The organism is Ruegeria profundi (assembly GCF_001507545.1).
Lineage (GTDB): Bacteria > Pseudomonadota > Alphaproteobacteria > Rhodobacterales > Rhodobacteraceae > Ruegeria > Ruegeria profundi.
Map to the genome: position 1 here is coordinate 216,877 of NZ_LQBP01000007.1, position 23,120 is coordinate 239,996.

Below are 23,120 nucleotides of genomic sequence, written 5' to 3' on the forward strand. Positions count from 1 at the left end.
CATGAGCCAATCAGCGCCCGTCGCAGCTGACGAAAGGGTCAAGAGCGAACCGTTTCTGACCAAATTGATGAAACGCCCCGAACTCGGCGCAATGGCCGGTGTAATCCTGGTGTTCATCTTCTTTGCAATCACCGCCGATGCGTCCATGTTTACCTTGGCCGGTGTGATGAATTTCATGACGCCTGCCGCCCAGTTGGGCATCCTGGCCATTGGGGCCGCGTTGCTGATGATCGGCGGAGAGTTCGACCTGTCGATTGGGTCGATGGTGGCATTCTCTGGCTTGTTTTTCGGTGTTTGCGTGGTCACCTGGCAATTGCCGCTGATGGCTGCCATCCCGATGACTTTTGTTTTTGCGGCCATGGTCGGCGCGGTCAACGGCAACATTGTGATCCGATCCGGCCTGCCGTCATTTATCGTGACGCTGGCGTTTCTGTTTATCCTGCGCGGCCTGTCTCTGGTTGGTTTGAAAATGGCAACCGGTGGCTCAACCCAGTTGCGGGGAGTACGCGATGCCACCGAAAATGACTGGCTGGCACCGTTCTTTGCGGGCGAAGCGTTTGGAGGTCTGTTCAGTTGGCTGGCGGCCAATGGCCTGATCGATACGTTCAAAAGCGGTGCGCCGAAAGTGCCGGGAATCCCGGTCGAAATCCTGTGGTTTATCGCGCTGGCTCTGGTTGCCACTTATGTTTTGCTGCGTACACCTGCGGGGAACTGGATCTTTGCCTCAGGTGGCGACAGGATTGCTGCGTCAAACTCAGGTGTGCCGGTCAACCGCGTCAAGGTCTCGTTGTTCATGCTGACAGCTTGCTGCGCCGCCCTGGTGGCCATCATCACCGTGATGGACGCAGGGTCAACCGACGCGCGCCGCGGTTTCCAAAAGGAATTCGAAGCGATCATCGCAGCCGTGATCGGTGGCTGCCTGCTGACCGGCGGCTATGGCTCGGCCATTGGGGCGTTCTTTGGCTCGATCATCTTTGGCATGGTCGTCATAGGCCTGACCTATACCGACTTTGATCAGGACTGGTTCCAGGTGTTCCTGGGCGCGATGCTGCTGATTGCAGTTCTGTTCAACAACGCGATCCGTAAACGCGTAACCGGGGAGCGCTGATATGACCGAAGATACCAAGTTCCATCACGGCGATGCGACCGACGCGGCCCCCATCGTTGAAATGAAGAACATCGAAAAGCACTTTGGCAACATCATCGCACTGGCGGGTGTCAGCTTTGACGTCAAACCGGGTGAGTGCCATTGCCTGCTGGGCGACAATGGTGCGGGCAAATCGACCTTCATCAAGACCATGTCCGGGGTTCACAAACCCACCAAGGGCGAGATCTTTTTCGAAGGCAAACCGCTGCATTTCGATACGCCGCGCGACGCGATGGAGGCGGGGATTGCAACCGTGTTCCAGGATCTTGCCATGATCCCGCTGATGAGTGTGACGCGCAACTTCTTCATGGGGCGCGAGCCGACCAAGGGGAAGGGGCTGTTGAAACGCTTTGACGTGGACACCGCCAATGAGGTTTGCATGGAAGAGATGCGGAACATGGGCATCAACCTGCGGGGACCGGACCAGGCTGTCGGCACCTTATCAGGTGGCGAGCGTCAGACGGTCGCCATCGCCCGTGCGGTGTATTTCGGCGCCAAGATTCTGATTTTGGATGAACCGACCTCGGCCCTTGGGGTACGTCAGACCTCGAACGTTCTGGCAACCATCGACAAGGTGCGCAGTCAGGGCGTTGGTGTTGTTTTCATCAGCCACAACGTACGGCACGCCTTGGCGGTCGGGGATCGTTTCACTGTTTTGAACAGGGGCAAGACCTTGGGCACCGCGAAACGAGGCGAAATCACGCCCGAACAACTACAGGACCTTATGGCAGGCGGTCAGGAAATGGCCGAGTTGGAAGGGTCCTTGGGCGGAACGGTTTGACTCCGTTTCTATCTATTCGGTTATTCGGTTCAAAAATGACTAAAATCTCAAGAATGGCCAGAACGGCCTTGTGTTGAAAGGGATCACAATGGGCAAGACAGTCCGACTGACCGCAGCGCAAGCTTTGGTGCGCTATCTGGGCGCGCAGATGAACGAAGCCGGAGAGCCGTTTATCGCAGGCGTCTGGGCCATCTTTGGTCATGGCAATGTGGCCGGGTTGGGTGAGGCGTTGCACGCCGTCAAAGACAGCCTGCCCACTTACCGCGGTCACAACGAACAGACCATGGCGCATTGCGCGATTGCCTATGCCAAGCAGATGCGGCGCACTCGCGCGATGGCCGTGACCTCGTCGATCGGACCGGGGGCGACCAATATGGTGACGGCGGCTGCGCTGGCGCATGTGAACCGTCTGCCGGTTCTTCTGCTGCCGGGCGACGTCTTCGCCTCTCGCGGACCCGATCCGGTGTTGCAGCAGACCGAGGATTTCACCGATGGAACCGTCAGCGCAAACGACTGTTTCCGCCCGGTCAGCCGGTATTTTGACCGTATCTCGCGGCCCGAGCATTTGCTGACCGCGTTGCCGCGTGCCTTCCGCACGATGACCGACCCGGCCGATTGTGGCCCGGTGACGCTGGCCTTCTGTCAGGACGTACAGGCCGAAGCCTATGATTATCCCGAAAGCTTTTTTGAGCCGCGCGTCTGGTATCAGCGCCGTATCCGCCCGGATGAGGCCGAGCTGGCCCGAGCGGTCGCTGCGATCAAGGCGGCCAAGCGCCCCGTGATCGTGGCGGGGGGCGGGGTGCACTACTCGGGGGCCACCGACGCGCTGCAAAGCTTTGCCGAAACGCACAACATTCCGATAACCGAGACACAGGCGGGTAAGTCGTCGCTGGCCTGGGACCATCCGTTGAACCTTGGCCCCATTGGCGTGACCGGAGGAGAACCCGCCAACACCCTCAGCACCGAGGCTGGTCTGGTGTTGGCTGTGGGCACACGTTTGCAAGATTTTACGACCGGCTCATGGGGCCTGTTTTCGAACCCCGACCGCGAGATGATCTGCCTGAATACGTCCGCCTACGATGCCGAAAAACACGGTGCCATGCCGCTGCAATCCGACGCGCGTGTGGGGCTTGAGGAACTGAGTGCAGGTCTGAACGGCTATCGCGCACAGTCCGTTGCCGACACTCTGAAGGCCGATTGGTTCGGCAAGGTCGACCGACTGACCGACGCTCCCGGCGAGGGCAACGCGCTGCCAACCGACATGCAGGTCATCGGTGCGGTCCAACGGGCCTCGAACGACGATACGGTTGTGATGTGCGCGGCGGGTACGATGCCCGGTGAGCTTCACAAGCTATGGAAAGCGCCGCGGCCCGGGGCTTATCATATGGAATACGGCTTTAGCTGCATGGGGTACGAGATCGCGGGCGCGATGGGTATCAAGATGGCTCAGCCGAATCGTGACGTGATCTGCTTTACCGGTGACGGCACCTATATGATGGCGAATTCGGAAATGGCGACGGCGGCGATGATGGGAATCGCGTTTACCGTGGTCATTACCGACAATCGCGGGTTTGGGTGTATCAACCGATTGCAGATGGGCACTGGTGGTGCCGAGTTTAACAATCTGCTGGATCACGCCGTGCATGAAACTCCGTCGGCAATCGACTTTGCGGCCCACGCGGCGGCGATGGGGGCGACATCGGTCAAGGTCAGTTCGATTGCCGAGTTCGAAGACGCGCTGGCTAAACGGGGCGACATCAATGGCCCCTATGTTGTGGTTATCGATACTGACCCGTACCCGTCCACCGAATTTGGCGGTACGTGGTGGGAAGTGGCTGTGCCCGAGGTCAGCACCCGCCCCGAAGTAAACGAAAAACGTGCGGCCTATGAGGTCGCGCTCAAGGAAAGAAACACGAAATGAGCGTGAAAATCGGAATCTCTCCGATCGCATGGCAGAATGACGACCTGCCGGATCTTACGGCGGCCTTTACTATGGAGCAGGCCCTGAAAGAAGCGCGCGAGATCGGCTATACCGGTGTTGAGCGCGGCCAGCGGATGCCCAGCGATACCGAAGGGCTGCGCGCCTATCTTGAGGCGAACGATATCGCGTTGTGCGGCGGCTGGTGTTCCGGTGCATCGCTGGTCAATGATTTCGCGACCGAACGCGAAGCTGTGCGCGGACAGGTCGAACAATTTGTGGCCCTGAACAGCCCGTGCATTGTTTATGCCGAATGCTCGAACACGGTTCAGGGGCAGATTGGGACTCCGGTCAATGACAGGCCGAAACTTTCGAAAGATGACGTGTTGGCATATGCCGCCAAGATCACCGAGCTGGCGAAATGGATGGCCGATCAGGGCATGCCGATGGCCTATCATCATCATATGGGCACCATCATCGAAAGCGAAGATGACGTGAACTGGCTGATGGAGGGTTCGGGACCAGAGGTGAAGCTGTGCTTTGACACCGGCCATCTGCTTTTCGGCGGCGGTGATGTTCTGGCGACCCTGAACCGTTGGGGTGATCGTGTTCACCACGTCCATTTCAAGGATATTCGCCCGGCCATTGTGCAGGACGCCCGCGAGAATAACCTCAGTTTCCTCGATGCAGTTATTGCAGGTGCTTTTACCGTGCCCAGTGACGGTTGCATCGATTTTCAGGCAGTTGCGAATGCGCTGAAAGCGATGGACTATGACGGCTGGATCGTGGTCGAAGCCGAACAGGATCCGGCCAAGGCACCGCCCTACGACTACTCCAAAATGGGCTACGACCACATTGTCGAAATCTGTAAAACGGCCGGGTTGCAGATAGCAGCGGGATAAGGCCGTCCGGTCAGCGCAGCGCGGCGACACTACGAGAGGGCGATGTCATGGTGAACCACAGGCTTGGATATGTCGGCTGTCTAAACCGCGCGGCTTGTGATCGAAAGGAACTCAAGCGCTTGACCGTTCAGAAACTTTCGACCTCGCGCTCAAAGCAAATGTTCTGAAGCAAGAACCGGGCAGGTGATATGACCGCCCCCACGGAGGTAGACATGGCAGATCTGCTCAGGAAACCAACCGGTCGCCGCGGCAAGGTGCACGACATCACTCCGGCAAATGCTGGGTGGCGCTATGTCGGGTTCGGCCTGTATCACCTGCGTGCCGGTGACACAGCCGCCGAAGCCACCGATGACCGCGAGGTAATCTTGGTCATGGTCGAGGGCAAGGCGCAGATCACTGGCGCTGGGCAGGATTGGGGCATTCTGGGCGATCGGATGAACGTGTTTGAAAAGACAGCACCCCATTGCCTTTACCTGCCAAACGGAACCGAGTGGCGTGCAGTTGCCGAAACCGATTGCGTCATTGCGGTCTGTTCCGCCCCCGGCGCAGGTGGGCACAAGGCGCGTCGCATCGGCCCCGAGGGGATCACGCTGACCGAACGCGGCAAAGGCGTGAACACACGCTATATCAACAACATCGCGATGGAGGCGGAAGACTATGCCGACAGCCTGCTCGTGACCGAGGTGTTCACACCAAACGGGCATTGGTCGTCCTATCCGAGTCACCGTCATGACGAAGACGACTTCCCCAGAATTACCTATCTGGAAGAGACGTATTATCACCGGCTCAACCCGGCCGATGGGTTCGGCATTCAGCGGGTCTATACTGATGATGGACAACTGGACGAGACGATGGCCGTGTCCGATGGCGACGTTGTGACGGTTCCAAAAGGCCATCACCCTTGCGGCGCACCCTACGGGTTTGAGATGTACTACCTGAACGTCATGGCCGGACCTTTGCGGAAATGGCGCTTTGTTGCGGCCCCTGAGGTCGAATGGATCATGGAGCGTGATGGATGAGCCAAAACTTTGCGACTTACCCCAGCCTAAAGGGAAAAACCGTTTTCATTACCGGAGGGGCCGGCGGCATCGGCGCAGAAACCGTGCGCGCCTTTGCCGCGCAGGGGGCGAAGGTCGGGTTTGTGGACATCAACGCCACTGCCGGACAAACGTTGCTGGCTGATCTTCACGGCGATCACGCGTTCGCCCAATGCGACCTTCGCGACATAGATGCTCTGCGGTCGGCATTGGACCAACTGACCAAGGAACTGGGTTCAGCGCATGTTCTGGTCAACAACGCCGCCCATGATGACAGGCACGATTGGCGCACGGTAACGCCAGACTATTGGGACGAAAGGATGGCAACCAATATCCGCCACATGTTTTTTGCCATCCAGCATACAGCACCCGCGATGATCGAACGCGGGGGTGGGTCCATCGTCAACCTGGGATCAAACTCGTGGTGGGAGGCGGGCGCCGGGTTCCCGGCCTACGCTACTGCCAAATCCGCAGTTCACGGGCTGACCCGCACCATGGCGCGTGAGCTGGGCGATCACCGTATCCGTGTGAATACCGTTGTTCCCGGCTGGATCATGACGAAACGTCAGAAAGACCTGTGGGTCACACCCGAAGCTTTGGCCAAACAGATCGATCGTCAGTGCCTGCCTGATCCGATCGATCCGGTCTATGTGGCGCGCATGGTGGTGTTTCTGGCCTCTGACGATGCCGCGATGTGCAGTGCAGGCAATTTCATGGTCGAGGGTGGCTCAATCTAGAAATCGAAGATTTGGGGGGCAGTATGCGTCTACCGTTTCAACTCTCGGCCTGTGCAGAAATGCTTTGGCTGGACAAGCCGATGGAGTGGCGCGTTGCTCGGTTGACAGAATTGGGGTTCGGAGTGGGCCTGTGGAACTGGCCGGATCTTGATCTTGAAAAGCTAGAACGCATTGGCGCGAACTTCACGATCATGAACGGCTATCTCAAGGGCCGTCTGGCCGATGACGACGGCGCGGGTATGTTGCTAAGTTCCGCTCGGGAAACGGCCCGGATTGGCAAACGTTTGGGGGTGGATCGTCTGAACCTGCATGGGACTGGATTGGGCGACGGTGGGATTCCGATCTGGCAGCACGACACTGTGACCGGAGCAATGTGGTTGAAAGCACAGGACACCCTGAACCGCATCTGCGATCTGGCCGAAGAAGAGGGTGTCATTTTCACCTTAGAGAACTTGAACATGCTGGATCACCCGGGTTGCCCCTTTGGATCAACCAATGATGTTCTGACGTTGGTTTCTGTGATCGACCGCCCACAATTGCGTATCAACCTGGACCTGTATCACACTCAGATCGGAGAGGGCGACCTGATCCGTTGGTGTCAAAAGTGCCTGCCGTGGATCGGTGAAGTGCAGGTTGCCGACAACCCGGGCCGGTGTCAGCCCGGAACAGGTGAAATCAACTATGCCTGTGTTGCGCAGGCGCTGAGCGATATGGGATACCGAGGACCGGTTGCGATGGAGGCGTTTGCCTCCGGTGAACCCGAGGCCGCGCTTGCAGCCTTTCGGGATGCGTTTACACTCTGACTGTTCATTTTTGCGGTGGTGCCCCGAATGCCCGGATCACGGTGCGGGCCGCGGCCTCGACCGGGTCATGGGTTTCCTTCAGGATTGAGACGCGGTCAAATCTTTCCGGATCGCGGTTGACTGCCTCACGCAATGCGTTGCCGAATGCCATGCGCAGCTCGGTCCCGATATTGAACTTGCAGATCGAGGTTTCGCGAGCGAGGCGCTTGCGCTGCTCGACCGGAACGCCGGACCCGCCATGGATAACCAGTGGCACATCGGTCATGGCGTCGATCTGACGGATGCGATCTTCATCCAGACCGCCTTCCTTGTTCTGCTGCAAATGGACGTTGCCGACTGAAATCGCCATCGCATCCACGCCGGTTTCTTTTGCGAATTGAGCGGCTTCGACTGGATCGGTGCCATTCGACCCTTCGCCCCCGGAATAGCCGACAAAACCGATTTCCCCTTCGCATGAAATCCCAGCGGCGTGCGCCATTTCGGCAATCGCAGCGGTCTCATCGATATTCTGCTGCAAAGGCTTGCGAGATCCGTCAAACATGAGGGACGTAAACCCGCTGTCGAGCGCGATCTTGCACTCTTCGAACGTATAGCCGTGATCCAGATGGGCGACGACCGGGACCGAGGCATTTTCAGCCAGATAACGAAACATCTTGCCCAGTATAGGCAACGGGGTGTGGTCACGGCAGCTTGGACCTGCTTGCAGAATTACGGGTGCGTTTTCAGCCTCGGCAGCGGCCACATAGGCGCGCATGTCTTCCCATCCAAGGGTAACCAGCCCACCGACAGCATAGCCTTGCTGATAGGCGGGGGTAAGGACGTCTTTCAGTGTGACAAGGGTCATTTGAACTTTGCAATCATGTCTTTTATGCCGGGGATCGTTTCGATCTGATAGGCATGGGTCGGCTGGAAATATTGCACCAATGAGCGCTGGCTGAGGCCGCCGAGAATGGTGAAGTAGTACATTTCATAACCCGGTAGCACGCAGCAAGGGTGATAGCCCTTGTCGATGCAGATCGTTGACCCATCGACGATATGGTAGGCATCCCCCGGCAGGTTATCTTCACGCTGCAACATTTGCAGACCCGAGCCCCAGTTGGGTTTGAAGCGGAAGTTATAGGTTTCGTCGTGGCGGGTTTCGTCCGGCAAGCGATCATCGTCGTGCTTGTGGCTGGGGAAGCCGGACCAGCCGCCCTGGCCAACCGTAAAAAGCTCACTCACCAGCAAACGGCCGACTTTGTCATGCTGCTTTTGGCCGAGGATGTGCTTGATCTTGCGATGGGTCTTGGTGTCATCGCTGCCATATTGCACAAGGTCGTGCTTGCGGACATCGAACGGATCGAGCACTTTGTCATATTTGGCGCCGGCCACGAAAACCTCGGCCGTGTCCGAGACGCAGACCATTTGCGTCTTGGCCCCCGACGGCACATAGGCGCCTTCTGGCTCGCCATCCCAGACATCCTCGCCCCGGTTGCCCAGATGGGAAAAGCGCACGCCCTCGACATCCACATCGACACTGCCGGTGGCGGGCACGATGCAGGTCTCGTAGCCCGGCACCTGGTAATCGAAGGCCTCGCCGCGCTTCAGCTTGACGATGTTGAAATAATTCAGCGGCACCGTTGGGTCGTCGGCATCGACGATGGGTTTGTTTAGGTTGTCATAGGGCGCAATATGCATGGGAAACTCCTATGTGGTTGGGCCGGGATGATCGGCAAGGAATGCGTCCAACTCGTGCACCGTTGGCATTGCAGGGGCGCAACCGGGTTGTGAGACCACGATTGAGGCGCAGGCCGACCCGCGCATCACCGCCTCTTTCAATGAATGCCCCGCCGCGATCGAAGCAAGCAGGCCCGCCATAAAACTGTCGCCCGCGCCATTGGGTTTAACAGCGGTGACGGTGTAGATGCCGGTCCGGATTTCCTGACCGTCCACCAGCGTGATCGCACCTTTTTCGCCCATTTTGTAAATGACAACGCGGCCCGGTTTTTCAGCGAGTTCTTTGGCTTTGGTGAACCCCTTGTCGAGTCCGCCAGCCATAAAACCAAACTCTTCGTCATTGCCGACGATCAAGTCGCTGGCTTCCCCGGCGCGCGACAGGACATCTGCGGCCACTTGGGGCGAGGGCCAGCTATAGGGGCGGTAATCGATATCGAAGATGATCGGCAGACCCACCGCACGGGCATTGTCGAATGCGCGGAACGTGGCGCTGCGCGACGGTTCGGCGGCAAAAACCGTGCCGGCCGAGATCACAGCCGAGAATGACCCGTAATCGACCCTGTCCATGTCTTCCTCAGTGACCTGAAAATCGACGGCGCCGTTGCGATAGATGACGTTCTGAAAGTTCTCGATCCGGCTTTCGTAAACCGCCAGCGACATGCGGTACACCCCGTCCAAAACGCGGATGTAAGAGGTGTCGACGCCATAGTGATGCAGGCGGTTCAGGCAAAAACGCCCGATGGCATCATCCGATATCGAGGTGATCAGCGACGCGTATCCGCCGAGTTTGACCAGACCTGCGCAGATATTCGCGGATGACCCGCCCAGGTCGGCGTGAAACGTATCGGCATCCTCGCTTTTTACACCGATGGGGTCGGCATACAGGTCCATGCCTGCACGGCCCAGCACGGCGAAGCGGTTTCCTTTGATGCCGTCAATCAGGGCGCTCAAGTGTTGTCCTCCGGCAAAGTGGGGTCGGCAAAGTTTGGGCCTTGCGTTGAATCGATTCACACGATACTGATTTTGCAACCGGTTGCAAATACTATGTGCGGAGCCGCGGCAGATGCCTGAAATCGGAATTGGAATCGTCGGTGGTGGCTATATGGGCAAGGCCCATTCGGTGGCAATGTCAGCCGTAGGCGCGGTGTTCAACACGGCGCTGCGCCCGCGACTTGAGATGATCTGCGCCTCAACTCCTGAAAGTGCCGAACGGTATCGGGTGGCCTACGGGTTTCGCCGTGCGACCGAAGACTGGAAAGCTTTGGTGGGCGATCCTGCGATTGACGCGGTCGTCATCGCCTCACCTCAGGAAACCCATCGTCAGATCGCCGAAGCGGCTATGTCCCTGGGCAAACCGGTGCTCTGCGAAAAGCCCTTGGGTGCATCGCTGGAGGATGGCAGGGCGATGGTCGCCGCAGCAGAGGCGGCAGGTGTCACGAACATGGTCGGATTCAACTATGTCCGCACACCTGCCACGCAATACGCGCGGAAGCTTATCGCCGAAGGCGAGCTAGGTGACATTACGTGGTTCCGGGGCGAGCATACCGAAGACTTCTATGCTGATCCTGACGCCCCGGCCACATGGCGGACCACTGGTATGGCAAACGGCACAATCGGTGATCTCGCCCCTCATATTGTCAATGGGGCGTTGGCCCTGATGGGTCCGATTGCCGGGGTTATGGCCGAGGTCGAAACTGTCCATGACACCCGCCCCGGCGGCAAAGTGACCAACGACGATCATGCCCAGATTATGTGCCGCTTTGAAAACGGTGCGATGGGAAGTATCTACGTCAGCCGCATCTCGACCGGGCGCAAAATGGGCTACGCCTATGAGATTTCAGGTACCAAGGGAGCGTTGCGATTCGATCAGGAAGACCAGAACGCACTGTGGTTTTATCGCCGCGAAGGTCCCGAGGCACAGCGCGGGTTTACCAAGATCCTGACTGGACCGGCCCATCCCGACTATGAACCCTTCTGCCAAGGTCCGGGTCACGGCACGGGCTATCAGGACCAGATCATTATCGAGGCCAAGGATTTCCTTGAGGCGATCCATACCGGCAAAGCGATCTGGCCCACCTTCCGCGACGGGCATGAGGTCAACCGGGTGCTGGCTGCGGCACTAGCCTCGTCCAGTCGGCGGCAGTGGCAAGACATCCGCGATTTCTGATCGCGGACCCCTTTCAATTCCAAAGAGAGAAAAGAACCATGGCAAAGCTGAGATGGGGAATGATTGGCGGCGGTGAAGGCAGTCAGATCGGACCTGCCCACCGCCTGGGGGCGCTGGCCGACGGTTTGTTCGATTTCGCCGCAGGCGCGCTGGATCATCGCCCAGATGTGGGCCGCGACTATGCGCAACGCCTGGGCATCGCCGCTGATCGTGCCTATGGCGATTGGCGGGACATGCTGGCTGGGGAAAAAGGCCGCGACGATCAGATTGATCTGGTAACAATCGCCACCCCGAATTCCACGCATTTCGAGATTGCAAAAGCGTTCCTGGAGGCCGGGTTCAACGTGCTGTGCGAAAAACCGATGACCATGACGGTGGAAGAGGGCCAAGAGATTGTCCGCGTGGCAGAAAGCTCAGGTAAGATCTGCGCGGTGAACTATTGCTATTCTGCGTATCCGATGGTTCGTCAGGCGCGCGCGATGGTTCGGGCCGGGGATATCGGCAAGGTGCGCCTTGTGGTGACGAATTTCAGCCATGGCCATCACGGTGATGCAACAGACGCCGATAATCCGCGTGTTCGCTGGCGCTATGACCCGGCGATGGCGGGTGTGTCCGGCCAGTTCGCGGATTGCGGTATCCATGCGCTGCACATGGCCAGTTTCATCTGCGATGACGAGGTGAAATCATTGTCCGCTGATATGGCCTCGACCATTTCCAGCCGTGAGCTGGAGGACGACGCCATGATCAATTTCAGGATGGAGGGCGGCACGGTGGGTCGTCTTTGGACGTCCTCGGTGGCGATCGGCCGGCAACACGGTTTCGACATTCAAGTCTTTGGCGAAACCGGAGGCCTGCGCTGGGCTTCGGAACAACCCAACCAGTTGATCTATACCCCTGTGGGCGGGCGCACCCAGATCATCGAAAAAGGCGAAGCCGGGCTGCACGCGGACACTCAGCGCCTGTCGCGCGTCGCCATAGCCCATCCCGAAGGCTTTCCCTTGGCTGTGGCCAATATCTATTGCGACCTTGCAGATGCAATTCGGGGCGAACATCGTGACGGATTGCCCGGCGCAGCAGATGGTCTTCGCTCCATCGCCGCTGTGCACGCGGCTGTTGCATCAGGCAGGGAAGACGGTGCCTGGAAAGACGCGCGTCCACCGATGTTCCGTTAGTCAGGGGCGGGGCCGCAGCGTGCCCCGCTCGATCACCCGGCAGGGGAAAATCCGCGCCTCAGGATAGCGTTCGGGGTCTTTGAGCATCTCTTCGACCAGATCAACAGACGCGGTGATGATCTGCTTGATCGGTTGATGAATGGTGGTCAGATCAATGCTTTCCCAGCGCGACATTTCCATGTCGTTCAGGCCGATGATGCCGATATCCTTGCCCGGCTCAAGCCCGTGGTCACGCAGGGCCGACAGCGCACCAATAGACAGGATGTCGTCGCCGCAGAAATAGCCATCCGCAGGTGTGTCAGCCAGCAGGCGCAGCATTTCGGCGCGTCCGGCCTCAAACGAGTACGCCCCTGCGAAAGAATGCGATACCTTGAGGTCAGGGTGCTTTTCGACCTCTTCCATGAAACCGCGATACCGGTCCATGGCTGATGTCGCGTCCTGTGGACCACCTAAATACCCCACGCGCCGATATCCACGCGCCACCAATTCCCGCGCCGCCATACGCCCGCATTCCACGTTGTCGATTCCAACCACATGAACTTCGGGCGAGGTGGCCGAGCGCCCAAATGTATGTACCACCGGAACGCCGGCATCGTGGAACGCCTTGGCAAAGCTTGGCGGCAAGGTCGATGAGGCAACGATGGCGGCGTCTACAGAATACTGCCGCAGCATGCGTACCGAATTTGCGGGCTCGGTCTCGTCCGTCAGGTTCACGATTAATGGCCGTAGCCCGCGGTCCTGCAAAGCGCGGGTGAATTGGTCGAACACTTCAAGAAAGATTGGATTGTGAAAGTTGTTTGAGATCAGCCCGATCAACTTGGTCCGCCCGGTGGTGAGCGATGATGCCAGCGCATTGGGGCTATAGCCCAGCTCTTTGGCTGCCTTTTCTACTTTGCTACGGGTTTTGGCCGAAACCGAAGCACCCTCGGTAAAGGTGCGCGACACGGCCGAGCGCGAAACGCCGGCCAGCGCGGCAACGTCTTTCAGGGTGACACTCATAGCGGATACCGACGGGTTGGTTGAATGCTGATAGGCAAAGTCATGCGCTAGACACTATGCACTTTTGCACAAATCTTGCAATCGGTTGCAAAGATGAGCAGTGCAGGTGGCTGAATATACGCGATTTGGCGGGTAGGTACGGTATGCGATGAAAGTTTCCAACCCCCGACATCTTAGGGAAAAACGAAACGCTCTACCATCTGGGTCAATCACCCGTTTCTCTGCATCTGTCTTTTCCCAACCTGCAAACCGTGGTTTTCTCAGGTAAATCCTGGCGGTGTGCGTGCGACACGTACTACAACGGAAGCAGAGGTCAAGTCGTTGCTTCTATGGCTAGCAAGGTCCCAACACCGAGGCGCAGCAGACGCCCATCCAAGAAATCTGGACAAAGGAAAAGAGCCTAAAACAGACGCTCGCTAAAATGTGGCAGTGACTACTAACGTCCATGTAGGTACAAATGTCTTCGACAAGTATTCAATAACGAGCAGCAAGATCATGGCTTCAGTTTTGTTTTCCGCTATGCGGAACGAAGCACCATTCGTAGCTGAATGGGTCTCATATCATAGAGCAATCGGTTTTGATCGAATCGTGGTTGTGACCAACGATTGTTCCGATGGCACCGACGAAATACTTGATCAACTTTCAATATGCGATGGAGTTGAACACATCGCGCAGGAAGTTCCGCAAGGTGTATCCCCGCAAGAAAACGCAGTCGCCATCAGCCGACAACTTGGTATTTTGCAGGACGGCGATTGGGGCATGTTCCTTGATGCTGACGAGTTTCTTAATATCAAGCTTGGTGACGGACGACTGGAGGACCTGATCCAGTACCTTGAGAACAAGGGCTTAATCGGGATGCTTATCAACTGGAGGATATTTGGTGACAATCACCACGAACGTTTTCCAGGCGCGTACTTGTCCGAAGACTATGTTCTCTGCGAAGGCGGTCTGGAAACAACTCAGTTCAAGACATTTTTTAAGAAATGCGCTGAAACCGTAGGTTTTTCGAAATACCTACATCTTTGTGAACTTGCTCCCGACAAGAGTCGCGTCGATCGGTTCGCGTCTTCTGATGGCGAAGTCTTTACAATCGATGAGTGGACCGCAAGCAAGCGTTACTCGAATTGGTTCCGCGAGTGGCCGATAAAAGGAGAGTCTCCGGCAGGAAACATAATTGGAGTTTCGCCAGACCGCTCGGTTGCCCAGATTAACCACTACATGGTGCGCGACCCGTACTCATTTCACTTAAAGTCCAACCGAGGGCGAGGATACCAAAAAGCCGGCACAAATAATCGGCATACAACTGAGAACTACCAAAAGTGGAATCACAACAGCGCAAAGGATGCGTCCATTCTGAGGTGGAAGGAAAAAACCAGAGAAGTCCAATCCGACCTGAGCGCGGAATGTTGCCTGTTACCCCTTCTTGATCAGGTGAAGGAGGAGTATGACAGGGGCTTCAATGAGTTTCACAGTCCAACACCACCCCAGTTTCCTCTTACTTTCCCCGGGCAAGTCGCAGCTTGTGTTGAGCAAGAGTACAAAAGTGCTTCTTCAATTCTGGAATACGGAAGCGGGGGGTCAACGCTGTTGGCAGCCAGGCTCGGCAAGCACTGCATATCGGTCGAGTCAGACTCTGAGTGGACAAACTCAATTGTTGAGCACATTGAGCAAATAGAAACACGGCACCCAGACTCCTCAGTGCATTGGGTAAATATAGGAAAAACGAGGGAATGGGGATTCCCGGTAAACAACAGGAAGTTTGGAAGCTTCTGGAGGTATCCCATGTCAGTCTGGACGGAAAACGAAAGTTTTTCCCCAGACTGTGTTTTGGTTGACGGTCGAATGCGAAAAGCGTGTTTCCTGACCGTTCTGGCGATGACGAAAAAACCCGTACGCATACTGTTTGATGACTACTACAATCGGAAAAGGTACCATGATGTAGAAACGTTGGTAAAACCTTCCCAGCGGATCAAAAGAATGGCTGTTTTTGACATCAAACCCGGAGCGATCGACATCGGCGACTTTCCAAAGTTTTTGCCTTGGTTCTTTGATTTGTGGTGAAAATCGATGCCACGTATGGGGCTTTTGCTTCGACGCAAACAAAACTGCTGAAACAGTGTTCGTTTTCTGTTGTCCCATTGCTGCTTCGTCTTGATGGGCATTTAGAAAAGGGTTTTAGGCAACGGAGTTATCCGAAGCCCGATCACAACGTACCTTTAGTCTAAGGTCGGCACTTGTTAGCGCTCAAGTTATTGACCGCCGATAAGCTATGAGCCCAGAATATGCTGAGGAAGGGTCTAAGTACTGACGTTGCAATCCCACCATACAGTTTTGCCGCTGGTACCAGACAGAAGGGTAATCGCTTACCTGGAGATTATTGGAGTTTTCGAAGGTTAGGATGGTGGGTGATGAGAGACTCGAACTCCCGACATCTTCGGTGTAAACGAAGCGCTCTACCAACTGAGCTAATCACCCGTGCCGCTGCATTTAGCCAAGCCTGCGCGTGGGTGCAAGAGGGTCTGGCATATTTTCTTTACTTCAATACCGGATCAGTCTTTTTCGGGGGGCTTGGGTTCAGCCAATTGCGTTCACTCCTTGCGACCTTAGCCTAAACTGCTTGGGAAAGGAGCTTGCTTGCCCCCCGCTCCCTCAGATATCCCCGAAGGAACTACAACCTTCCAAACGGGAGAGTACATGATCCTGTCCGTTGCCCGCCGATGTGCGATCGCGGCTTTGGTGTTTGGCACGATAACGCTGGCCCCGCTGCGGGCTGGTGCGGCCGAGATTTTGGTGTTCGCAGCGGCCAGCCTCAAGACGGCTCTGGATGAGATTGCGCCAGCTTTCGAGCAAGAGACAGGACATGACGTAAAGGTGTCCTTCGCCGCATCATCCGTTCTGGCGCGGCAAATTCAATTGGGTGCACCAGCGGATGTGTACATTTCAGCCAATGTCAATTGGATGGACGTCCTTGAGGATGAGGGGTTGATCCAGACGGCCTCGAGGGTCGACTTGCTCGGCAACAGGCTGGTTTTGATTGGTGGGACAGAGCAGCCAAAGATCGGGCAGCTCGAGCCAGGGTTGGCTCTGGATCAGCTGTTGGATGGCGGGTATCTGGCGATGGCGCTTGTGGATGCGGTTCCGGCGGGCATCTATGGCAAGGCCGCTTTACAGAGTCTTGGTCTTTGGCAGGAAGTACACATGCACGTCGCCCAAACTGACAATGTCCGCGCAGCCTTGGCGCTGGTTGCCACAGGTTCGGCGCCGCTGGGGATCGTATACCGATCAGATGCGCAGGCCGAAGACCGGGTTCACGTCGTGGCCGAGTTTTCCCCGGACCTTCATCCGCCAATCATCTACCCGGCAGCGATAGTCACGTCGGCGCGGCCCGAAGCGCAGGCGTTTCTGGACCATCTGCAAACCAAGGCGGCGTGGGTCGTTTTTTCGAAACAGGGCTTTGCCCTGCCGGGTAGCTAACGCATGGGGTGGCTGGGACCCGCAGAGCTTGAGGCGCTAAGGCTGTCCTTGCGCGTGTCGTTCTGGGCGACGCTGGTGACATTGCCGTTTGGCATCTTTGTGGCCTACGCACTGGCCCGCTGGCGGTTTCCCGGTCGTCAACTGCTGAACGGATTGGTACATCTGCCTTTGATCCTGCCGCCCGTTGTGACGGGGTACTTGCTGCTGCTGACGTTCGGCGTTCAGGGGCCGTTGGGCCGGCTGCTGGCGGAATTCGGGATCGTTGTTGCCTTTCGCTGGACAGGCGCGGCGCTGGCGGCCGGGATCATGGCTTTTCCGTTGATGGTCCGTGCCATTCGCCTGTCGATCGAGGCAGTGGACCCCAAGCTGGAGCAAGCCGGCGCGACACTGGGCGCGTCGCGGCCCTTTGTATTTGCGACGGTAACCTTGCCGATGATCCTACCCGGCGTGATTGCGGGCGGTATCCTCGCCTTTGCCAAGGCGATGGGCGAATTCGGGGCCACCATCACGTTTGTCTCGAATATCCCCGGCCAGACCCAAACGCTCCCTTCTGCCGTTTACGCCTTTCTACAGGTTCCCGGCGGTGAAAGCGCGGCGACGCGATTGGTCGTGGTCTCGATCGTTATTGCCATGGGGGCGCTGCTGCTGTCGGAATATGTCGGCCGGCGCGCAGCAGCGCGGGTGTCCGGGTCATGAGCCTTTCTATCCACCTGCGGCACGACCTGCCTGACCTCAGGCTGGACCTCAGCTTTGACGCGCCGTCGGGCGTGACGGTACTGTTTGGGCGATCCGGATCGGGGAAAACCACCGTGGTTAATGCAGTGGCAGGCCTTTTGCGCCCGCAAACGGGCCGCGTTGCGATTGACGGGTGGGAATTGTTTGACACCCAGAAAAACCGATGGCTGCCACCACATCGCAGGCGTCTTGGGTATATCTTTCAGGAAGGCCGGCTGTTTCCGCATATGACCGTCCGGCAGAACCTGTATTACGGTCGCTGGTTCGCGCCGAAACGGGCGCGGCGTGAAAACCCGGACAAGGTGATTGAGATGCTTGGCATCGGTCACTTGCTGGACCGCCGCCCTGCTGGCCTGTCGGGTGGTGAAAAACAGCGTGTCGCAATCGGGCGCGCATTGCTGGCCAGCCCGCGTCTGATCCTGGCAGATGAACCGCTGGCCGCGCTGGATGACGCGCGCAAGGCCGAAATTTTACCCTATTTCGAACGGCTTCGGGATGAGGTGTCGGTGCCCATCCTTTATGTCACCCATTCCGCGGCCGAGGTGGCGCGGTTGGCGACGTCTGTCGTTGCCCTTCAGGACGGCAAGGCGGTGCGGCATGGGCCCGCGTCAGAGGTGATGGCCGACCCTTCGATCGCCCCGGCAGGAGTGCGCGCCGTGGGTGCGGTGCTAAACGTGCGGGTCAGGGAACATCATGCCGACGGTCTGACAGAGCTGGAGGCTGGAGGCGCCCGTCTGTTTCTGCCGCGTATCCCGCATCAGGCCGGGGAAGGGTTGCGAATTCGTATCCCGGCGCAGGAGGTCATCCTGTCCAACAAACGGCCAGAGGGGCTATCGGCCCTGAACGTGCTGGAGGGTGTGGTCGAAACAATCCGCGCCGGTGAAGGGCCCGGGGCAATTGTTTCGGTCAAAACACCGGCAGGGCCAATTCTGGCGCGTATCACCCGCCGTTCGGTTGCCGCGCTGGGGTTGGAGCCGGGTCAGACGTGTTTTGCTGTGATCAAAACGGTGGCATTAGCTCCGCAGGATGTTGGTGGGCGGTTGACAGCACCCTAAGCGCAGTTTGCGCTTGGTAACTGCGTTGGAACGCCCGGAACTTTACTCATAAAGTCCGCCACCTATGATCAATGTCGGGTCCAATGTGTAGTCAAGGGATATGACGATGCGATTTTTCAAAGTGACAGGCGTGGCTGCTTTGGCGCTTTTGCCAGAACTGGCAAACGCCATCGGGTTTGGGATTGGCTTTGGCGTCAACCCGGCCTTTCGCACGACCGTAACGCCCTTGGATGATGGCAGTTTCCGAGTGGCCACGCAGGGCTCATCAGCGGCCATTGCCTATTGGTGCGGCATCGGTGATTTTGCTATTCGCACCCTTGGTCTGCCGACAACGCAGCGGATCTATGTTTCAAAACCCTATGATAAGCAGACCCGGACCGTGCAGTTTTCGTTCACCGCACCCGAAGGTGCGGATACGTCGAGAAGTTATTCAATCACTGTCAGCCGTGTAGGCGAGAATATGTCAGCCAGCGGGGCGCAGAGCCATTGCTTTGATAACATAATGGATTTCGACTTCTAGGCGCGCATCAAATCCACTTGGCCATTGGCGGTAGGCTCATCAGAACTGCATCCGGATCGTGACCGGTTTCCAGCCCGAACTTGGTGCCCCGGTCGTAGACAAGGTTGTATTCGGCATAAAGCCCCCGATGAACAAGCTGTGTATTCTTGTCGTCGTCACTAAAGTCCTGAACGCGGCGCTTTTCGACCAGAGGGACAAAAGCCGGCAGGAAGGCGCGGCCTATATCCTGCGTCAGCGCAAAATCCGCAGCCCAATCGCCGGTGCAATAGTCATCCATAAAGATGCCGCCGACCCCGCGTGCACGTTTGCGGTGCGGGATGTAGAAATACTCGTCCGCCCATTCCTTGAGGCGGGGATAGTGCCCCGGCCCGTGCGGGTCCAGATGCGCCTTTTGCGTGGCGTGGAAATGAGCGGTGTCCTCGTCATATTCAATGCAGGGGTTCAGGTCCGAACCACCGCCGAACCACCAGGCATGCGGGGTCCAGAACATACGTGTATTCATATGCACCGCCGGAACATGCGGGTTCTGCATATGCGCAACCAGCGATATGCCCGAGGCCCAGAACCGCGGATCCTCGGTCATGCCGGGAATGCCCTTGCGCGCGGCCATCGCCTTTTGCGCGCGCGCGCCCAAGGTGCCGTAGACGGTCGAGATGTTGACGCCGACCTTCTCGAACACCCGGCCACCCCGCATTACTGACATCAGCCCGCCACCCGCGTCCGAGCCATCGTCGGACTGGCGTGTGGTTTCCTTGACCTCGAACCGTCCGGGGTTGGCATCTGCGAACGGCCCGGTGTCGTGGCTGTCTTCCAAAGCCTCAAAAGCAGCAACAATATCGTCGCGCAATTGACGGAACCAAGCAGAGGCGGTGGATTTTTCGGTGTCAAACATGGGGATCAATGGGCCGGGGCTGCGACAGGGTCGAGCAGGGTGCGACCGCCGTCTATGGTCAGGATTTGCCCCGTTATGAACCCTGCTGCGTCCGAGGCAAGAAATTGCGCCGTTTCGGTCAGCTCGGTCGGTGCAGCGATGCGGGCAAGTGGGGTGTGCCTTTCGATGTCATCTCGAAAATCACGGTTCTCTTTCAAAGTGGATTGCAAAGAGGCGCTCATGACCGACCCCAGCGCGATTGAGTTTACGCGGATTCGGCTCGGTGCCAGCGCGACGGCCAGCGAGCGGGTCATCTGGTCAAGCGCGGCGGTCGACACCGAATAGGCCATCAGATCGGGATGGGTGCGGCGTGCAGCAATCGACGAAAGGTTTATAATTGACCCCGCCGGACTGTCCCCGTCATCCCCGGACTGCTTGATCATCCGTTTGGCGACCAACTGGCTGAGGCGCAGGGCGGGCATCAGGTTCTGGTTCAGCAGGATGCGGACCGAGTCGTCTTCGGGATCCATCGGATCGGATGGGATCACCTGCCGCGCCCCGTTGACCAGAATATCCACTTGGTCAAATGCGTCGATGGTTGCCGAAAGCAGGTTGGCAATGGTCAGCTTTTCCCGAAGGTCGCCCGCAAAAAAGCGGATATTGCTGTCATCAGCCTGCTCGCCCAGTTCCTCGGCTAACCGCTTTTCGTCTATGTCAGCGAACATCACGTTAGCACCTGCATCGGCAAAGTGGCGTCCGATGGCCAGCCCGACGCCGTTTGCGCCACCGGTCACGATCGCGGTTTTACCAGATATGGAAAAGGACATGCGTTTCCTCCTGAATCGCGGGCAGGTTAACCGGGATCACCGCCGAGGGCGAGAGGCGTGAAACACCTTGAACCGATTGTCACCAATGGCTTTCTGAACATGCGTAAATGTATCGGTCAGCATGGCTTCGTAGGGCAGATGGCGATTAGCCACCATCCACAATGTTCCGTTACGTGTCAGGTTTTTAGCCGCCGCTGCGATGAAGCTTTGCCCCAACGCAGGCTCAGCACTGCGCGATGTATGAAACGGCGGATTCATGACGACCGTGTCCAGCGGCTCAGGTGCCTGCCAGGTCACTGCGTCTGCCCAATGAAACTGCGCACGCGGGTCAACGACGTTAGAGCGGGCACAGCTAAGGGCGGTGTGGTCCGCTTCGACCAGATGCAGGGTTTCCAGACCCGAAGACTTCAGCAGACCGGCCGAAAGATAACCCCACCCGGCCCCCAGATCAGCAACGCGCGCACCCAGCTTGTCGGGCAATGCCGCCAGCAACAGGGCCGAACCGGGATCGACACCATCGGCAGAAAACACGCCGGGCGCGGTCTGGAATCCGTCGGCTGTCTGATGTTCTGGAGCAGCCCAGTCCGCAAATGCGGTTGGATCAGACTGGAACCAGAAAATCTTGCCATGAGCTTTCGATATCGGCCCCTCAACCGCGACACGCTTGCGGATGTCTTTCAACAGGCTGTCCACGCCTTCGGTTTTTGCACCATCAATGACGATCACTCCGGTCGCACAGGTGCAAGCTTGTTGAACCAATGATCGGGCCAGAGCCTTTGCCCGCGGGAGGATAACGATCGCATCCCGACACGGTCCTTGCACCTTTGGCACAACAGCAAAGCCCTGTTCGGCAAAGTGATCGTGGAAAGGCTTTAAGGGCTGCACAACCTGTGTCTCAGCCGGTAAGGAGGACAGGTCGGTGGCGGGTGTCGGCCCGAAAACGATCAGCGGTTGCGACACGCTGAGGCCGCTTTGCAGGGCAAGATTGAGGCGAGGGGACATCAGCACTTTCGAGCGGCCGGTGCGGCCTTACTCTTCCCGTTCCATGGTGCATTGCAACGGATGCTGATGCCGACGGGCAAAATCCATCACCTGACCCACTTTGGTTTCGGCGATTTCATGGCTGAACACCCCAACCACGGCCACACCCTTTTTGTGGACGGTCAGCATGATCTCGAACGCTTGCGCATGCGTCATGCCGAAAAAACGCTCCAACACATGAACGACGAACTCCATCGGTGTGTAGTCGTCATTCAGCAGCAGAACCTTGTAGAGTGGCGGACGCTTGGTCTTTGGGCGCGTCTGCACCAGGACAGACGAGTCGGAATCGTCATCGTCCGAATTGTCAGACATCATCCATTGGTGTTCAAGCATCGTGTTCGTCTATCCGATTCAGGCTTTGGTTTGTCTGTGCGCTTATATAACGTCGAACGGGCCAGAGAAAAGAGCCAGCAGGACGCAATCAACATGGGCCAGAACCTTACCACAATCGGTTTCGATGCGGATGACACTTTATGGCACAATGAACGGTTTTTTCAGCTGACCCAGGCCCATTTCACCGACTTGCTGGCTGATTATGCCGAGCGTGATCACCTTTTGGACCGCCTGTTGGAGGCGGAAAAGCGCAATATTCGGCATTACGGCTATGGAATAAAAGGTTTCATTCTATCAATGATCGAAACCGCGATCGAGGTGACAGAGGACCGTGTTCCTGCCTCAGTAATCCGTCAGCTGGTCGAGGCTGGGCAAGAGATGCTGGCCCACCCGATCGAGCTGCTGCCCTATGCGCGGGAAGCAATCGAAAGCGTCGCGGCGACTCATCAGGTTGTGCTGATCACCAAGGGTGACTTGATTGATCAGGAACGCAAACTGGCACAGTCAGGTTTGGGAGAGCTTTTTGACGGGGTGGAAATCGTGTCCGAGAAAACGCCGCAAACCTACAAGCAGATATTCGGCCAATACGGGGATGGGCCTGCGTCTGCCATGATGGTCGGTAACTCGATGCGCTCGGACGTGGTGGCCCCAATTCAGGCGGGTTGCTGGGGCGTATATGTTCCGCACGGGTTGGTCTGGGAGGTCGAGCAGGCGGAAACACCAGCGGAGAGCCCGCGATTCCGTGAATTACCGGATCTGGGTCGGCTCGCCGACCTTGTGAAAACCCTCAGCTAATGTTGCGGAACGGTACCAGTTTCAAGAAAACGGTACAAAAGAACACCCAATTTCTGCCATTTTCGCGGATTTGGGGGACGCAAAGCTGTG

The 23,120-nt window shown here is 57.6% G+C and carries 23 protein-coding genes and 1 tRNA gene; 15 read left to right on the forward strand and 9 right to left on the reverse strand.

What is annotated here, in order from left to right; genetic code table 11:
* The first annotated feature begins 1 nt into the window (after nucleotide 1).
* The 7 genes from AVO44_RS14805 to AVO44_RS14835 all read left to right on the forward strand — a co-directional run bounded on the left by AVO44_RS14805 (nucleotide 2) and on the right by AVO44_RS14835 (nucleotide 7,325).
* A complete protein-coding gene (locus AVO44_RS14805) occupies nucleotides 2-1,108 on the forward strand; it encodes an ABC transporter permease (RefSeq protein WP_068338297.1) in 1,107 nt (368 codons plus the stop codon).
* 1 nt (nucleotide 1,109) lies between these two features.
* On the forward strand, nucleotides 1,110-1,928 hold the full coding sequence (locus AVO44_RS14810; protein ID WP_068338300.1) for an ATP-binding cassette domain-containing protein: 819 nt from the start codon (nucleotides 1,110-1,112) through the stop codon (nucleotides 1,926-1,928).
* An 88-nt stretch (nucleotides 1,929-2,016) separates the two neighbouring features.
* Nucleotides 2,017-3,849, forward strand: coding sequence for a 3D-(3,5/4)-trihydroxycyclohexane-1,2-dione acylhydrolase (decyclizing) (iolD, locus tag AVO44_RS14815; protein WP_068338302.1), 1,833 nt, complete (start codon nucleotides 2,017-2,019; stop codon nucleotides 3,847-3,849).
* Nucleotides 3,846-4,748 carry a myo-inosose-2 dehydratase gene (gene iolE / locus AVO44_RS14820; protein ID WP_068338304.1) on the forward strand — a complete coding sequence of 301 codons (903 nt, stop codon included), beginning with the start codon at nucleotides 3,846-3,848 and terminating at the stop codon, nucleotides 4,746-4,748. The genes iolD and iolE overlap by 4 nt, the downstream gene beginning before the upstream one ends.
* A gap of 212 nt (nucleotides 4,749-4,960) precedes the next feature.
* Nucleotides 4,961-5,767, forward strand: coding sequence for a 5-deoxy-glucuronate isomerase (iolB, locus tag AVO44_RS14825; protein WP_068338378.1), 807 nt, complete (start codon nucleotides 4,961-4,963; stop codon nucleotides 5,765-5,767).
* Nucleotides 5,764-6,522, forward strand: a complete 759-nt coding sequence (locus AVO44_RS14830) for an SDR family NAD(P)-dependent oxidoreductase (protein WP_068338306.1) — start codon at nucleotides 5,764-5,766, stop codon at nucleotides 6,520-6,522. Before iolB ends, AVO44_RS14830 begins: the two co-directional genes overlap by 4 nt.
* A gap of 23 nt (nucleotides 6,523-6,545) precedes the next feature.
* Nucleotides 6,546-7,325, forward strand: coding sequence for a TIM barrel protein (locus tag AVO44_RS14835; RefSeq protein WP_068338308.1), 780 nt, complete (start codon nucleotides 6,546-6,548; stop codon nucleotides 7,323-7,325).
* Nucleotides 7,326-7,329: 4 nt separating this feature from the next.
* On the opposite strand, the gene AVO44_RS14840 is transcribed toward AVO44_RS14835, so the two are convergent.
* From AVO44_RS14840 to AVO44_RS14850, 3 genes are read right to left on the reverse strand one after another with little or no spacing between them, the layout of a single operon-like run.
* The gene (locus AVO44_RS14840) at nucleotides 7,330-8,169 is read right to left on the reverse strand and encodes a class II fructose-bisphosphate aldolase (protein ID WP_068338309.1); all 840 of its coding nucleotides are present in this window, start codon (nucleotides 8,167-8,169) and stop codon (nucleotides 7,330-7,332) included.
* Entirely contained in the window at nucleotides 8,166-9,002 is an 837-nt protein-coding gene (locus AVO44_RS14845) for a 5-deoxy-glucuronate isomerase (RefSeq protein ID WP_068338311.1), read from the reverse strand. The genes AVO44_RS14840 and AVO44_RS14845 overlap by 4 nt, the downstream gene beginning before the upstream one ends.
* A gap of 9 nt (nucleotides 9,003-9,011) precedes the next feature.
* Nucleotides 9,012-9,992, reverse strand: a complete 981-nt coding sequence (locus AVO44_RS14850) for a PfkB family carbohydrate kinase (RefSeq protein WP_099045672.1) — start codon at nucleotides 9,990-9,992, stop codon at nucleotides 9,012-9,014.
* Nucleotides 9,993-10,104: 112 nt separating this feature from the next.
* Between AVO44_RS14850 and AVO44_RS14855 the strand changes: the two genes are divergently transcribed.
* Nucleotides 10,105-11,208 (forward strand): Gfo/Idh/MocA family protein, encoded by a 1,104-nt coding sequence (locus AVO44_RS14855; protein WP_068338313.1) that lies wholly within the window; start codon nucleotides 10,105-10,107, stop codon nucleotides 11,206-11,208.
* Nucleotides 11,209-11,246: 38 nt separating this feature from the next.
* Nucleotides 11,247-12,380 carry a Gfo/Idh/MocA family protein gene (locus AVO44_RS14860; protein WP_068338314.1) on the forward strand — a complete coding sequence of 378 codons (1,134 nt, stop codon included), beginning with the start codon at nucleotides 11,247-11,249 and terminating at the stop codon, nucleotides 12,378-12,380.
* On the opposite strand, the gene AVO44_RS14865 is transcribed toward AVO44_RS14860, so the two are convergent.
* Nucleotides 12,381-13,379, reverse strand: coding sequence for a LacI family DNA-binding transcriptional regulator (locus AVO44_RS14865; protein WP_068338316.1), 999 nt, complete (start codon nucleotides 13,377-13,379; stop codon nucleotides 12,381-12,383).
* Nucleotides 13,380-13,802: 423 nt separating this feature from the next.
* On the opposite strand from AVO44_RS14865, the gene AVO44_RS14870 reads away from it, so the two are divergent.
* Nucleotides 13,803-15,440 (forward strand): glycosyltransferase family 2 protein, encoded by a 1,638-nt coding sequence (locus AVO44_RS14870; protein WP_068338318.1) that lies wholly within the window; start codon nucleotides 13,803-13,805, stop codon nucleotides 15,438-15,440.
* Between the two features lie 338 nt (nucleotides 15,441-15,778).
* On the opposite strand, the gene AVO44_RS14875 is transcribed toward AVO44_RS14870, so the two are convergent.
* Nucleotides 15,779-15,854, reverse strand: a tRNA-Val gene (locus AVO44_RS14875).
* A 219-nt stretch (nucleotides 15,855-16,073) separates the two neighbouring features.
* Here AVO44_RS14875 and modA point away from each other — a divergent pair.
* The 4 genes from modA to AVO44_RS14895 all read left to right on the forward strand — a co-directional run bounded on the left by modA (nucleotide 16,074) and on the right by AVO44_RS14895 (nucleotide 19,163).
* The gene (modA, locus tag AVO44_RS14880; protein ID WP_068338320.1) at nucleotides 16,074-16,853 is read left to right on the forward strand and encodes a molybdate ABC transporter substrate-binding protein; all 780 of its coding nucleotides are present in this window, start codon (nucleotides 16,074-16,076) and stop codon (nucleotides 16,851-16,853) included.
* Between the two features lie 3 nt (nucleotides 16,854-16,856).
* Nucleotides 16,857-17,549: a molybdate ABC transporter permease subunit gene (gene modB / locus AVO44_RS14885; protein ID WP_068338322.1), complete on the forward strand. Its 693-nt coding sequence runs from the start codon at nucleotides 16,857-16,859 to the stop codon at nucleotides 17,547-17,549.
* Nucleotides 17,546-18,643 (forward strand): molybdenum ABC transporter ATP-binding protein, encoded by a 1,098-nt coding sequence (gene modC / locus AVO44_RS14890; RefSeq protein ID WP_068338323.1) that lies wholly within the window; start codon nucleotides 17,546-17,548, stop codon nucleotides 18,641-18,643. The genes modB and modC overlap by 4 nt, the downstream gene beginning before the upstream one ends.
* A gap of 106 nt (nucleotides 18,644-18,749) precedes the next feature.
* The gene (locus tag AVO44_RS14895; protein ID WP_068338382.1) at nucleotides 18,750-19,163 is read left to right on the forward strand and encodes a hypothetical protein; all 414 of its coding nucleotides are present in this window, start codon (nucleotides 18,750-18,752) and stop codon (nucleotides 19,161-19,163) included.
* 7 nt (nucleotides 19,164-19,170) lie between these two features.
* On the opposite strand, the gene hemF is transcribed toward AVO44_RS14895, so the two are convergent.
* The 4 genes from hemF to clpS are packed head-to-tail and all read right to left on the reverse strand — an operon-like array spanning nucleotide 19,171 to nucleotide 22,235.
* Complete coding sequence (gene hemF / locus AVO44_RS14900; protein WP_068338325.1) at nucleotides 19,171-20,055, reverse strand: oxygen-dependent coproporphyrinogen oxidase; 885 nt, start codon at nucleotides 20,053-20,055, stop codon at nucleotides 19,171-19,173.
* Nucleotides 20,056-20,060: 5 nt separating this feature from the next.
* Nucleotides 20,061-20,861, reverse strand: coding sequence for an SDR family NAD(P)-dependent oxidoreductase (locus AVO44_RS14905; RefSeq protein ID WP_068338327.1), 801 nt, complete (start codon nucleotides 20,859-20,861; stop codon nucleotides 20,061-20,063).
* Nucleotides 20,862-20,897: 36 nt separating this feature from the next.
* The gene (locus AVO44_RS14910; protein WP_068338329.1) at nucleotides 20,898-21,863 is read right to left on the reverse strand and encodes a class I SAM-dependent methyltransferase; all 966 of its coding nucleotides are present in this window, start codon (nucleotides 21,861-21,863) and stop codon (nucleotides 20,898-20,900) included.
* A gap of 27 nt (nucleotides 21,864-21,890) precedes the next feature.
* A complete protein-coding gene (clpS, locus tag AVO44_RS14915) occupies nucleotides 21,891-22,235 on the reverse strand; it encodes an ATP-dependent Clp protease adapter ClpS (RefSeq protein ID WP_068338331.1) in 345 nt (114 codons plus the stop codon).
* A 93-nt stretch (nucleotides 22,236-22,328) separates the two neighbouring features.
* Between clpS and AVO44_RS14920 the strand changes: the two genes are divergently transcribed.
* Nucleotides 22,329-23,030, forward strand: coding sequence for an HAD family hydrolase (locus AVO44_RS14920; RefSeq protein WP_068338333.1), 702 nt, complete (start codon nucleotides 22,329-22,331; stop codon nucleotides 23,028-23,030).
* The last annotated feature ends 90 nt before the right edge of the window (nucleotides 23,031-23,120 follow it).

Excerpts from the sequence above, each read along its gene's own strand:
- AVO44_RS14805 (WP_068338297.1), top strand. The coding sequence starts at position 2 with ATGAGCCAATCAGCGCCCGTCGCAGCTGACGAAAGGGTCAAGAGCGAA.
- modA (WP_068338320.1), top strand. The coding sequence starts at position 16,074 with ATGATCCTGTCCGTTGCCCGCCGATGTGCGATCGCGGCTTTGGTGTTT.
- hemF (WP_068338325.1), bottom strand. The coding sequence starts at position 20,055 with ATGTTTGACACCGAAAAATCCACCGCCTCTGCTTGGTTCCGTCAATTG.
- AVO44_RS14895 (WP_068338382.1), top strand. The coding sequence starts at position 18,750 with ATGCGATTTTTCAAAGTGACAGGCGTGGCTGCTTTGGCGCTTTTGCCA.
- AVO44_RS14840 (WP_068338309.1), bottom strand. The coding sequence starts at position 8,169 with ATGACCCTTGTCACACTGAAAGACGTCCTTACCCCCGCCTATCAGCAA.
- AVO44_RS14920 (WP_068338333.1), top strand. The coding sequence starts at position 22,329 with ATGGGCCAGAACCTTACCACAATCGGTTTCGATGCGGATGACACTTTA.
- iolB (WP_068338378.1), top strand. The coding sequence starts at position 4,961 with ATGGCAGATCTGCTCAGGAAACCAACCGGTCGCCGCGGCAAGGTGCAC.
- AVO44_RS14830 (WP_068338306.1), top strand. The coding sequence starts at position 5,764 with ATGAGCCAAAACTTTGCGACTTACCCCAGCCTAAAGGGAAAAACCGTT.
- AVO44_RS14855 (WP_068338313.1), top strand. The coding sequence starts at position 10,105 with ATGCCTGAAATCGGAATTGGAATCGTCGGTGGTGGCTATATGGGCAAG.
- AVO44_RS14905 (WP_068338327.1), bottom strand. The coding sequence starts at position 20,861 with ATGTCCTTTTCCATATCTGGTAAAACCGCGATCGTGACCGGTGGCGCA.
- iolD (WP_068338302.1), top strand. The coding sequence starts at position 2,017 with ATGGGCAAGACAGTCCGACTGACCGCAGCGCAAGCTTTGGTGCGCTAT.
- iolE (WP_068338304.1), top strand. The coding sequence starts at position 3,846 with ATGAGCGTGAAAATCGGAATCTCTCCGATCGCATGGCAGAATGACGAC.
- AVO44_RS14865 (WP_068338316.1), bottom strand. The coding sequence starts at position 13,379 with ATGAGTGTCACCCTGAAAGACGTTGCCGCGCTGGCCGGCGTTTCGCGC.
- AVO44_RS14910 (WP_068338329.1), bottom strand. The coding sequence starts at position 21,863 with ATGTCCCCTCGCCTCAATCTTGCCCTGCAAAGCGGCCTCAGCGTGTCG.
- modC (WP_068338323.1), top strand. The coding sequence starts at position 17,546 with ATGAGCCTTTCTATCCACCTGCGGCACGACCTGCCTGACCTCAGGCTG.
- AVO44_RS14810 (WP_068338300.1), top strand. The coding sequence starts at position 1,110 with ATGACCGAAGATACCAAGTTCCATCACGGCGATGCGACCGACGCGGCC.
- AVO44_RS14835 (WP_068338308.1), top strand. The coding sequence starts at position 6,546 with ATGCGTCTACCGTTTCAACTCTCGGCCTGTGCAGAAATGCTTTGGCTG.
- AVO44_RS14845 (WP_068338311.1), bottom strand. The coding sequence starts at position 9,002 with ATGCATATTGCGCCCTATGACAACCTAAACAAACCCATCGTCGATGCC.
- AVO44_RS14860 (WP_068338314.1), top strand. The coding sequence starts at position 11,247 with ATGGCAAAGCTGAGATGGGGAATGATTGGCGGCGGTGAAGGCAGTCAG.
- modB (WP_068338322.1), top strand. The coding sequence starts at position 16,857 with ATGGGGTGGCTGGGACCCGCAGAGCTTGAGGCGCTAAGGCTGTCCTTG.
- clpS (WP_068338331.1), bottom strand. The coding sequence starts at position 22,235 with ATGCTTGAACACCAATGGATGATGTCTGACAATTCGGACGATGACGAT.